9 protein-coding genes and 1 pseudogene are annotated in these 12747 nt (G+C 35.0%); 6 read left to right on the top strand and 4 right to left on the bottom strand.

The annotated features are described in order from the left end of the window. Position 1: 1 nt before the first annotated feature. A complete protein-coding gene (locus tag BOQ64_RS06910) occupies positions 2-2929 on the bottom strand; it encodes a SusC/RagA family TonB-linked outer membrane protein (protein WP_129054477.1) in 2928 nt (975 codons plus the stop codon). A gap of 605 nt (positions 2930-3534) precedes the next feature. Between BOQ64_RS06910 and BOQ64_RS06905 the strand changes: the two genes are divergently transcribed. Beyond that, entirely contained in the window at positions 3535-4119 is a 585-nt protein-coding gene (locus BOQ64_RS06905; protein ID WP_129054475.1) for a ribonuclease HII, read from the top strand. A gap of 64 nt (positions 4120-4183) precedes the next feature. On the opposite strand, the gene yidC is transcribed toward BOQ64_RS06905, so the two are convergent. Together yidC and BOQ64_RS06895 are read right to left on the bottom strand one after the other, a co-directional pair. Beyond that, the gene (yidC, locus tag BOQ64_RS06900) at positions 4184-5977 is read right to left on the bottom strand and encodes a membrane protein insertase YidC (RefSeq protein ID WP_129054473.1); all 1794 of its coding nucleotides are present in this window, start codon (positions 5975-5977) and stop codon (positions 4184-4186) included. Between the two features lie 256 nt (positions 5978-6233). After that, complete coding sequence (locus BOQ64_RS06895; protein WP_129054471.1) at positions 6234-7844, bottom strand: CTP synthase; 1611 nt, start codon at positions 7842-7844, stop codon at positions 6234-6236. A 254-nt stretch (positions 7845-8098) separates the two neighbouring features. On the opposite strand from BOQ64_RS06895, the gene radA reads away from it, so the two are divergent. From radA to BOQ64_RS06875, 4 genes are all read left to right on the top strand, one after another. Beyond that, entirely contained in the window at positions 8099-9448 is a 1350-nt protein-coding gene (gene radA, locus BOQ64_RS06890; protein ID WP_129054469.1) for a DNA repair protein RadA, read from the top strand. 134 nt (positions 9449-9582) lie between these two features. Then, the gene (locus tag BOQ64_RS06885) at positions 9583-10251 is read left to right on the top strand and encodes a class I SAM-dependent DNA methyltransferase (RefSeq protein ID WP_228448249.1); all 669 of its coding nucleotides are present in this window, start codon (positions 9583-9585) and stop codon (positions 10249-10251) included. Further along, a complete protein-coding gene (locus BOQ64_RS06880) occupies positions 10248-10955 on the top strand; it encodes a VanW family protein (RefSeq protein WP_129054465.1) in 708 nt (235 codons plus the stop codon). Before BOQ64_RS06885 ends, BOQ64_RS06880 begins: the two co-directional genes overlap by 4 nt. After that, positions 10952-11545 carry an ACP phosphodiesterase gene (locus BOQ64_RS06875; RefSeq protein WP_129054464.1) on the top strand — a complete coding sequence of 198 codons (594 nt, stop codon included), beginning with the start codon at positions 10952-10954 and terminating at the stop codon, positions 11543-11545. Before BOQ64_RS06880 ends, BOQ64_RS06875 begins: the two co-directional genes overlap by 4 nt. On the opposite strand, the gene BOQ64_RS06870 is transcribed toward BOQ64_RS06875, so the two are convergent. After that, positions 11542-12042: a DUF6702 family protein gene (locus tag BOQ64_RS06870; protein WP_129054462.1), complete on the bottom strand. Its 501-nt coding sequence runs from the start codon at positions 12040-12042 to the stop codon at positions 11542-11544. The genes BOQ64_RS06875 and BOQ64_RS06870 overlap by 4 nt on opposite strands. A 70-nt stretch (positions 12043-12112) precedes the next feature. On the opposite strand from BOQ64_RS06870, the pseudogene BOQ64_RS06865 reads away from it, so the two are divergent. Next, a pseudogene (locus BOQ64_RS06865) lies at positions 12113-12690 on the top strand (HupE/UreJ family protein). Positions 12691-12747 lie beyond the last annotated feature (57 nt).

Genomic DNA, 12747 nt, shown 5'->3' with positions numbered 1-12747 from the left:
TTTAAAATTTAAAATTCACATTAACTCCATACATCCTTGTAGATGGTAAAGAACCACCTTCTAACCCTTGAATATTACCTGATCCATAAGAGGTATTCTCTGGATCTACTCCCTTGAAGTCAAGGTTCCAAGCGAAAAGATTTCTTGCAAACGCTGATACTCTGATACCTTGAATAGAATTACCTATAAATGATTTTGGCAAATCATAAGATAAAGTAATATCTCTTAACTTAATGTAACTTGCATCAAAAACATTCTGTGCATCAACAGTGTTATAATATGATTTCCCCCATGTTGCAGCATCTAATCGAATATCGTTAGGAGTTCCATTTTCTTTAACACCTGGAAGAATTACACCAGCTTCTCTATTTCCACCAAGAGCAGTTTCTTCAAGCATCCCGTTATTCATCCCCCACATATGAGTTGTTGAGAAATATTTACCTCCCTGCTGAACATCAATCAGGAAAGATAATCCAAAACTTTTATATTTGAAAGAGTTTCTGAATCCCATATTGTAATCAGGAAGTACTGAACCTAAAGGCTTAATCCCTGATGCTTTATAACGTCCATTTGCATCTACTACCTTATTACCATTTGCATCATATACAAAATCAGTTCCCAGAATTACCCCATATGAATATCCAACCTGAGCGGCTAACTGTACTCTGAACGGAGCATTAGTCAGGATATAGTTTTCAAGATTTCCTTGTAATTCTTCAAGTTTGTTTCGGTTTCTCGTAAAGTTCCATGTAAAATCCCAAGAGAAATCAGAAGTTCTTACAGGGGTAATATTAACCATTGCTTCGATACCTTTGTTGGTCATCAACCCGGCATTTGTTCTTTTGAATCCATATCCGGTTGCAGGATCAATTGGTAAAGGAATAATTAGATCTGTACTTCTCACATCATAATAGGTAACATCAAATCCAAATCTATTTTTGAAGAAGTTCATTTCTAAACCAATTTCCTTGGTTGTTTTGATCTCAGGTTTAATATCTGGATTACCTTTAATATTAGGCATAGAATAAATAGGGCTTCCCGAGAATGCAGTTCCTATAGATGCAAAAGTTCCTCTGATATATGGATCAGAACCTCCAGCAATTCTAGACCATCCTGCTCTTACTTTACCAAAAGAGATCCAGTCTGTTTTAAGAACTTTGGAGAACACAAAACTACCCGTTACTGAAGGATAGAACTGATCGTCCTTCAACATAGAAAACCAATCATTTCTACCTGTAGCCTCTAAGAATAAGAAGTCCTTATACCCCAAAGAAACCGATGCAAATAGACTTCGTACTCCTAGGTGATAAGATAAGTTACTTGCCTTTGGTATTTCTCTACTGTTAGCTAAATTATATAAATTAGGGATAATTAATCCTCCAACAGAATTACCCTCCATGATGTCCCACTTACGGTCCATAATGTTAAATCCAGCAAAGGTATTTAAACTGAAATCTCCGAAATTATCATTATAGTGCAATCTTCCTTCATAGTTGAATTCAGAATTGTTACTTTTTCTAACATTGTATTCAGATTGTGCAGCTGATCCAACAGCTACTCTCGAAGTGATTGTCTGTGAATAAGTATCTCCATATACTTTACCGGAAACATATACTTTCTTAGAGAAATTATACGTTAACCCAGCATTTCCATAGAATCTATGTCTGTTATCGTCAGAAGTATTTTCATAGATAGTCCAGTAAGGGTTATCTGAGAAGGCTGGAGTACCATCATCCCATGATGTTCTGTTCCATGATCTCTGTCTTCCATTTGACAATTTATAATTTTGCAATTCTGCAAAATCAAGCTGTCTTTGTCCCCACTGATAAAATTTCTGTGCAACTGAATTATCTCCATATCCTTGTTCCGGTCTGTTGAAACCTGCAGTATGAACATAATTAAATAATGCGTCAGCTTTTAAATTATCAGATAATTTAGAGCTAACATTTAAACTGAAATTGTCTTTCTTAATTTCAGAATTCGGTACAATACCGTTAATTTTTGTATTGGTATAAGATAATCTTACGTTCGTATTTTCAAATGATTTAGCAACAGAGATGTTGTTTGTATAATTCGTTCCAACTCTAAAGAAGTCATCAACATCTTTATTAGGAGCAACCCATTTTTTCAACTTCATATATTGACCACCAAATTCAGGATCAAATGAGTCCCATCCTAAATAATATAAATTCGGGTCGTATTTAGGTCCCCAGCTTTCATCTGTTCCAAATTCAGGAAGATTATAAGTTACACCATCAATTACTTGAGTTTGTAAGGCTAATTCTGAACCACCTCCATACTGATTTTGCAATTTTGGTCTGATGTAAATAGATTCAAAGGAAACTCCAGTATTAAACTGAACTTCAGTTCTTCCTTTCTTAGCAGATTTTGTAGTATAGATAATGGCTCCGTTTCCAGCTCTATATCCATATAATGCAGCTGCCGGTCCCCCTTTTAACACTGTTACACTTTCAATATCGTCAGGATTGATATCAAATGTAGCATCTCCATAGTCTCTACCTCCAGCTCCTCTTTGAGTATCAACATTGTTAATATTTGAGTTATCTAAAGGAACTCCATCCACAACAATTAAAGGACGGTTTTCTCCTGTAACGGAACTGATCCCCCTCATTGTAATTCTTGTAGATCCTCCCATAGAAGAAGGAGCGGTAACTTGGACCCCCGCAACATTTCCGGATAATGCACTAACAGCATTTGTCTGTCCTGCATCGGAAATAAGATCCCCTTTGATTTCTTGAGAAGCATATCCAAGAGCTTTCTTTTCTCTCTTAATACCAAGTGCTGTTACCACTACACCCTCAATTTCCTTAGTCTGAGAAGCGGTGTCATTTTTCTTCTGTTGAGCATTAACAAGTGCAACAGAAGAAGACAAAACCACAACAAGCAGACTCGTAGTTAGTTTCTTCATATCAAATTAATTTTGTATCCGTACAAATTTGTAAAACTTTCTTAAAAGCACAAAGGAAAATTCAAAAAAAATATCAATTGTTTAAATATTCAAAAAAATAACCACTTCAAAACTATTAAAATAAGTTAAAATTCAATTTTTTAACAAAAATTACAAAAAAAACAATTAGTATTTTTTAAGATATATTAATTATCAAATTAATTGATATTTTCTATTTTAAAAACTCACAAAAACCCACATAAAACACTGTATTACAATATAATAAACCAAACCAATTAAAGAAAAACAGCCATTATTATAAAGCATACCATGTGAAGCATAGTTTATTTTCATTATAAAATCTCCTAAAATTTCGTCGTAAAAAGCGAAGCACGAGCAAAATTATAAGAGAAAAATATAAAACATATCAATACGCCAATAGAATAAATATAAGACTAAAAGGGCCTCAATAAAACTCATTTATAATTAATGTTTATGCATCCCTTACATCGAGATTCATTTATAAATCTTTCCATCAGAGTTCTAATATTCTATATAGTTTATGTTAAGAAACAGGAAATAAATTTCTTTTTTATAATTTTACACCTCGTATATCACATATAAAAATGGAATTATTACATAAATGGACAGATCATTATATCGAAGCGGGATGTGATGAAGTAGGAAGAGGATGTTTAAGCGGACCGGTAGTGGCAGCAGCTGTTATTTTAGACGATGATTTCAAACAGAACCTGGTTAATGACTCTAAAAAGCTAACCTTTAAAACCAGAATGGATCTGGACAGCTATATCAAGGATAATGTGAAAAATTATGCCATTGCAGAGCTTCCACCGGCATTCATAGATGAGCATAATATTCTTAATGCAAGTATTCATGCCATGCACCGTGCGTTAGATCAGCTCACGATAACACCGGAACTTATTCTGGTTGATGGCAATAAATTCCATCCTTATAATTATATTCCTCATCAGTGTATTATTAAAGGAGATTCAAAAGTATTATCTATTGCTGCTGCTTCTATTCTTGCTAAAAATTACAGGGATAGGTTAATGATAGAACTTCACGAAGAATACCCTGAATATGGCTGGAATACTAATTTCGGGTATGCTACAAAAAAACATCAGGAAGCTCTTATTAAGCATGGCCCAACAATCCATCACCGACAGTCTTTCAGATTGAAATATGATTAATCAAAACATGATATAAATAAAAAAGAGAAGCAAATTGCTTCTCTTTTTTATGATAGATGATCTATTATTTCTTTTTATTTTTTCCCTGAGCCTGTTGCTGCTGTTGAGCCTGCTCCATCATTTCTCTCATCTTCTTCTGGAATTTACCTTCCGTCTTCGGCTTTTCTTTATTAGCCTGAATCTGAGCATGAATTTTCTTCTCATCAAGAATGACATATTTAATCACAAGGATGATTAAGATGTTAATGGCATTCGATACAAAATAGTACCAGGAAAGACCAGATGCTGAAGTATTCAGGAAGAATAAGAATGTAATCGGGAAGATATACATTAATACTTTCATATTTGGCATCCCTTCCTGTTGTGGCTGCTGCATGTTTCCTGATGTCATTACTGTATAAATCAAGATAACAATCGTACAAGCCAATGCGAAGATACTTAAGTGATCTCCAAGGAATGGAACTTTAAATGGTAACTTAATCAAGTCATCATAAGCAGTTAAGTCTTTTGCAAACCAGAACCCTTGCCCTCTTAAATCAATAAAGTTCGGGAAGAAACGGAATAACGCATAGAAGATTGGAATCTGTACTAATGCAGGTAAACATCCCGCCATTTGATTTACTCCGGCTTTTCTGTATACTTCCATTGTAGCCTGCTGTTTCTTCATCGGATCTGCATCCTTGAATTTAGCATTCACCTCATCAATTTCCGGACGAATCACTTTCATCATTGCACTCAGCTTGTGCTGTTTGTACATAATTGGTGATAAGATTAGTTTTACAATAATTGTCATTACAAAGATTACCCAACCAGCAGATAATCCCCAACCAGCGATAATTGCATATAACCACATGAAGAAATAACGGTTCATTGCTCCAATGAATGACCATCCTAATGGAAGAATTTCATCAAAGTTTTTATCGTAAGACTTCAATAATGGTAAATCCAACGGCATAAAATACCATGTAAAGTCCTGGTTTAGCTCGCTTCCGGTCATCTGAACAAAACCTTCATAATTAAGCTTCTTCAGATATTCTCCTTCTTCTACATTTTCCTGATTACCTTTACTTTGAGTAAACCCGTTCTTAGCTTCAATAACAGAAGTGAAAAACTGTTGTTTTACCCCAATCCAGTTAAGAGTCTCTTTCTCTTCATCCATTGTTGTTCTTCCATCATAATCATAATCTTTATAATTATTGAAAGCATAAGAGAATTCTGAGTGAGACTGTTCCTGAGCTCTACCTTTTTCAAGATTTCTTACGCTATAATCCCAGATAAAGTCTGCCTTGTTATCAGAAGTAACTGCTGCAAGACCTTGAGTTCTAACTTTAAAATCAAGGGTATATTTAGGAAGTAATGTATAAATAAACTGAATAACAGCACCATTATAGTTTGCTGTCATTGTTACAGCGTTTCCATTAACAGCAGGTGAGAAAACTAAATCTTTAGTATTGATAACCTTCCCTGTTTTGTCTTTAAACTGAAAACCGTAGTTTGAATTATTTTTATTGATAAGATAAAGCGGAAGGTCAGCCTGATCCGTTTTATTATTGTATGCTTTGTATTCTGAAAGCTGAACTTTAGAAACCTGTCCTCCTAAACTTGAGAATTCAATATTCAGTTCTTTGTTAGACAAATTAGCGGTTTGAATCGCATTAGGAGTTACATTTGGATTGATATTGGTGGCCTGAGCTTGTTTTACGGCATTTTTAACCTGTTCCGTTTTCTGCTGCTGAGCTTTTAACTCTTCTTCTTTCATCTGCTTGTTCTGGAAATAGAACATTGCACCGAAAAGAATCAGGCATAAAACCGCGAAACTAATCATCTGCTTCTTATCGATTCCGTTGTTTTGTTGCATTTTATTTTTGTTATAATTAAAATTTCCTATTTATGGGCTTGCTACAATCCTATAAGAAAACTTATAAATCTGTAGCAAATTTGAGCTGACAAAAATACTGTTTTTTTATCAAAACTCTATACTATAATACATTAGTATATAATAAACTCAGGCTGAGAAAAATCAACCTGAGTTTATGAATAGACGTTTATGGTAAAAAATTACCTTATTTGTTATTGTGGGGTTGAATTTAATACTCTTCCCACACTAAAACATCTTACTTAGAAGTTTCACAAGCTTTAATGAAAGCTCTGAATAAAGGATGCGGTGTAGCTACCGTACTCTTGTATTCTGGGTGATACTGTACCCCAACATAGAATGGGTGACCTGGTAATTCCAATGCTTCTACCAATCCTGTTTCCGGGTTTGTTCCTGTAGCTAAGAAGCCATTCTTTTCAAAATCCTGAAGATAATCACTGTTGAATTCATAACGGTGACGGTGTCTTTCAGAAATATTTTTGCTTCCATAGATATCGTGCAGCTTAGATCCGTTTTTCAACGCACACTTCCATGCTCCAAGACGCATTGTTCCACCTTTATCAATTACATTTTTCTGCTCTTCCATGATTGAAATTACAGGATCCGGAGTTGCTGTATCAAATTCCATAGAGTTTGCTTTCGTATGTCCTAAAACATTTCTTGCAAATTCAATGGTCATAATCTGCATTCCTAAACAGATTCCCAACATTGGAATATTGTTTTCTCTTGCATATTTTGCAGTAAGAACTTTTCCTTCAATTCCTCTGTCTCCGAAACCTGGAGCTACAAGAATACCGTTTACTCCTTTCAGAGTCTCTTTGATGTTCTCTTCTGTAATATCTCCACTGTATACCCATCTTACTTTTACTTCAGTTTCAAGGTCAGCTCCGGCATGTTTGAATGCTTCAGCAATAGAAATGTAAGAATCCTGAAGGGAAACGTATTTTCCTACCAATGCAATTTCAACAGTTTTCTTAGGGTTCTGGAATTTCTTCACAAAAGTTTTCCAGTCTTTAAGATCAGCATCTTTATCACTTTTCAGATCCAGCTCTTTCAATACTACATCATCAAAGTTTTGCTTCTGAAGATACATTGGAACTTCATAGATTGTTTCCATATCCTTACATTCGATAACGTTTTCTAATGGAACGTTACAGAACTGAGCCAATTTTGCTCTCTGATCTTTTGGAATTTTGTGTTCAGTTCTACAAACCAATACATCAGCCATAATTCCGCTTTCCATCAACTGACGAACAGAGTGCTGAGATGGTTTTGTTTTTAACTCTCCACTTGAAGCTAGGTAAGGCAATAAAGTAAGGTGAATCACCATAGAATTGTTCTCTCCCAATTCCCATTTCAACTGACGAACAGTTTCAATGTATGGTAAAGATTCAATATCCCCTACTGTTCCTCCGATCTCAGTAATGATGATATCGTAGTTTTGTTTAGAAAGGATTTTAATTCTACGCTTAATTTCGTTAGTAATATGAGGAATTACCTGAACTGTTTTTCCAAGGAAATCTCCTTTTCTTTCTTTTTCAATTACAGTCTGGTAGATTTTTCCTGTAGTAACGTTGTTGTTTTGGGATGTAGGAGCATCAAGGTAACGCTCGTAGTGACCTAAATCCAGATCCGTCTCCGCACCATCTTCAGTCACATAACACTCTCCGTGTTCATAAGGATTCAAAGTTCCCGGGTCGATATTGATATAAGGATCAAGTTTTTGGATCGTTACGTTAAAACCGCGTGATTTTAGCAATAGTCCCAGAGAAGCAGAAACGATTCCTTTTCCCAAAGATGAAGTAACACCTCCTGTCACAAAGATGTATTTTGTATTCTTTTTACTCATTAGATTAGGTTTGTGCAAAGTTATGGGAAAAAGAGATACAAAGCAATCTTTTAGATTTTGAAAATACGGAAACACACTTCAAACACCCATAAAACCTAGGTATTTTTTTTATTTACAATAGAGATAGATCAAAAACATCAAAACGAGATTCTGATAACCTAGGAAATCAATCTCATTATTGCTCTATTCTGATCTTTGATATTTTTTAACCCATTTAAGTCTCGAAAAAAATGCTTTTTTTATAACTTCGCAGTATGGCAAAACTGAAAACGGCATATTTCTGTCAAAACTGTGGATCTCAATATTCCCAATGGATGGGGCAATGTAAAAACTGCGGTCAATGGAATACTCTTGTGGAAGAAGTGGTGGAAAAACCTAATAGCAAAGCGGTTCCCTTCTCAAAAACGAAACAACATGTCATCAATATCATTGAGGTAGAAACCAGTGAAGAACCGAGACTTAAAACACCTTCTGAAGAACTGAACCGTGTTCTTGGGGGTGGAATTGTTTTAGGTTCCGTTACTTTGATTGGTGGTGAGCCGGGAATCGGGAAATCTACCCTACTCCTTCAGCTTGCCTTAAAAATGAAGAAAAAAATCTTCTATGTTTCAGGGGAAGAAAGTGCTTCTCAGATTAAAATGAGAGCAGACAGATTAACGGATATTCAAAACCCGAACTGTTTCCTATTTACAGAAACTTCATTAGAAAAAATTCTCCACGAAGCTAAAAAACTGGAACCAGATTTCATGATCATTGATTCTATCCAGACACTTCAGTCTCAATTAATAGAAAGTTCTCCAGGAACGGTTTCTCAGATCAGAGAATGCTCCAATGAGATCATTAAATATGCTAAGGAAAATAGTGTCCCTGTATTTTTGGTAGGTCATATTACCAAAGACGGCCAAATTGCCGGACCAAAAGTATTGGAGCACATGGTAGATGTGGTTTTAAATTTTGACGGAGACCGAAATCACCTTTTCAGATTATTGAGAGCGAACAAAAACCGTTTTGGATCTACTTCTGAAATTGGAATTTATGAAATGATCTCCCAGGGCTTGAAGGAAATCAAAAACCCTTCAGAAATCCTTATTACCAAGAAATTTGAAGAGCTTTCCGGAAATTCTGTGGCGGTAACTTTAGAAGGAAACAGACCGATGCTTTTGGAAATTCAGGCCTTGGTAAGCACAGCTGTTTACGGTACTCCTCAAAGAAGCTGTACCGGGTTTGATTCAAAAAGATTGAATATGCTTTTAGCAGTCCTTGAAAAAAGAGCTGGTTTCCAATTAGGAGCTAAAGATGTCTTCCTTAATATTACAGGAGGTATAAAAACAGATGATCCGGCTTTGGACTTGGCTGTTATTGCATCTGTTCTTTCCTCCAATGAAGACATAGCCATTTCAGAGCATTATTGTTTTGCCGGAGAGATTGGGTTAAGTGGGGAAATTCGTCCTATTGCTCAGGTTGAACAAAGAATTACTGAAGCAGAAAAGCTGGGCTATGAAAAAATATTCGTTTCCAATCTTAACAAAATTCCGAAAAGAAAATTCGGGATCAAAATTGAAGAAGTAAGTAAAATTGAAGATTTCCACGAAAGACTTTTTTAAAGAAAATACAACATCACCAGCCTCTATAAAAAAATCCCTGAGGTTGGTGATTTTAATTTAAAAAAAACAAAAACCCAGAATAAAAATTGTAGAAATCAATAAAATTAATGATCTTAACACAAGATTTTTAAATGATGAAAACAAGTATTCTGGAATATTACAGCAACCTTGCTAAATCCTATGATGAGAACCGTTTCGGAAACTCATACGGCCAATATATTGACCAACAGGAAAGAGCTTTTTTAACTTCTTATTTCCAAGACAAAAAATACACAAAAGTTCTGGATCTGGGCTGCGGAACAGGCCGGTTATTGAATTTTGCTACTCACGGCACAGATTTCAGTGAAAATATGCTGAATGTTGCCCGTGAAAAACATCCTGAAAAAATTCTGGCAGTAGGTGAAATTTCAGGAATACCTTTTCATGAGAAATTCGACTGCATTTTCTGTTTTCATGTCATTATGCATCAAAACCGGGAAGAAACAAAAGCATTTTTAAATGAATGCTATCAGAAGTTAAATAAAAACGGAACGCTGATCTTTGATTATCCTGTAAAAAGCAGAAAGAAATCTGTTTCTCCACAGGAAGACTGGCATGCAGGCAACAGCCTTTCGGTTTCAGATGTTGCTGAGCTCTCAAAAGATCATTGGAAAGTTAAAAATACAACCGGAGTCTTATTTTTCCCGATTCACAGGCTGCCAAAAGCCATCCGAAAATTATTTCTGCCTTTAGATATTTTTCTTTGTCGCACTTTTCTAAAGAATTGGGCATCCTATCACATTACTGTTTTAGAAAAGATATGAAGCAGCAATTAAAAAAATGGCTTCCTCATTCATGGAAACTGCAGATGAAACTTTTGCAGCGATATTTCGATGAACAAAGCAACAATTATATCTATCCTAAAGAATATCGTACAGAAAATATTGGTGAATATTCTGTACAACTTAAGCAAATCATTAAAAGTGGAGCTTTTCATCAAAATAAAATTCACAATTTAAAAGTTGTAGGTGATAAGATTAATCACCTGGTTCTTCATCCCGGTGAAGTATTTTCTTTCTGGAAAATGGTTGGAAAGCCTAGTGAAAAGAATAATTTTAAGGAAGGACGAAACCTCATCAACAATACTGTTTCAAGTGATTTTGGTGGTGGGATCTGTCAGTTTTCTTCTATTTTATATCATCTGGCGCTTCAATCCGGATTAAATATTCTGGAAAGATATCCACATTCTATGGATATTTATAAGGAAGAGGAGCGTTTTACTCCTTTAGGTTCAGACTGCACAGTAGTGTATGGTTACAAGGATCTTCAGGTTCAGAATCCTTTTTCATTTCCTGTACAGTTTAAATGTAAGATAAATGATGATGAACTTCATCTCAGTTTGATTTCACCCGAAGAAGTCACTTTAAACAAAATTGAGTTTAGATATCTTGAAATTGAAAAAGGAGTTTGGGTGGAAACAGTAAGCAATAGCCAAACTTTGTTTAAAAATTTTTATATTCGTTTATGAATTATCTGGCGCATTCTTTTCTCACGTTCACTGACGGACAAGTTGTCGGCCAGTTTTTGGAAGATTTTATCCGAAACAGGGATCGTTTTTCTTTCCCTAAGGATATTCAGGATGGAATTACTTTACACAGAGCCATAGATACCTTCACAGACTCACACCCAGCCATTCATGAAGCTAAAAAAGTTTTCGCTCCGTTGGTAAGACTTTATGCCGGAGCTTTTGTAGATGTTTCCATGGATTATTTTGTAGCTAATGATCTTTCTCTGAATTCTCTTGCCCAATGGAAGGCACATTCTTTACGTGTCTATAGTATTTTAAATGCCAATGAAGAATGGCTCCCTGAAAATTTCAAAAGAATGCTGGCAAAAATGGAACATGATGACTGGCTTTATAATTACCGTGAAGACTGGGGAATTAAATTCAGCATTCAAAATGTATTGAACAAAGCAAAGTATCTGGATAAGGATATTCCTGTTTTTGAAGCTTTTTTAAGTAATAAAGATTTTCTTCAGGAATGTTATAATGACTTTTTCCCTGACCTTCTGGCTCACGCAAAAGGGGTCAACGCTTTGATTCAGTTGGAAAACTAGAACTGTTTATACATATATCGATTAGGATAGGCTAATTTTTCACTCTTTCGGTCTCCGTTTACAATGATATGAACAATATTGATCTGGTCATCAAAGAGGTTGTATAGAAAACTCACAGCGGTTTCTACTTTTTTAGGATTGGCAACAGGCTCTGATTCTAAATAGACATTTACAGATTCCTGGTCTTCTTCATATCCTATATAATTTACCTTAAGAAATTTATTGTCTGTTTTCAGTTTAAAATATTCCTGGCAATATTTAGACAGTGCCTCATTAAGTTTTGCTTTGTACTTGTCATCATTGAAATGAAAAGTTCCACCATACTTTTTCCCGAGACCATTTTCCAGATCATCAAGAAAAAATCTGCCTGTGACTTCAAATGTTTTAGACTTAGAGCTATAGTTAATCTCTACGGATCCTACATGATAAGGATGCCATACTTTTGTAAAAGATAATAAAAATACAATTGGAAGCAACAATAGCCACAATTTCTTCATAAACCCTGACTTTTAAATAATGTGTACGAAATTAATCATTATTTTCGTACGCATTATATTTTACTTTATGATGCAGGATTTCCTATTTTATTTAAATCTTGGCTGGGAGCACATTATTTCCCTTGACGCCTTAGATCATCAACTCTTTGTTCTGGCTCTGATTGCTGTCTATTCTTATAGTGACTGGAAAAAATACTGATTCTTGTCACAGCATTCACTATTGGGCATTCCATTACATTGGCTTTAAGTATTCTTGATGTTTTCAGAGTTCCTTCGGATTGGGTTGAGTTTCTAATTCCGTTAACCATCGTTCTGACTTCTCTTGATAATATTATCATGAAAAACCAGAAACAGACGTTAATGCGTGCCAATTACTATCTTGCCCTGATCTTTGGATTGGTTCACGGGATGGGCTTTGCCAATACAGCAAGAGTAATGATTGCCAAAAGTCAAAGTATTGCAGTTCCATTATTAGGTTTTAATATTGGCTTAGAACTGGGACAGATCGTTATTGTTGGAGCTATTCTAATTTTGCTGTTTATTTTGCTGAATATTTTCAAGGTCAACAAAAAAGACTGGATCCTTTTTGTCTCATCTGGAGTCTTTGCACTATCCTTAAAAATGACTTTGGAAAGAATTCCGTTCTAAACGTGAAATATTTTCATAATTTCAACTGCTTATTACTATCTTTGACAATTATTAAAT

It is taken from the genome of Chryseobacterium sp. CH25 (assembly GCF_004119455.1).
Classification (GTDB): Bacteria; Bacteroidota; Bacteroidia; order Flavobacteriales; family Weeksellaceae; genus Chryseobacterium.
Note: the sequence above shows the minus strand (reverse complement) of the source record. Positions and strands in the feature narration are given on the sequence as shown.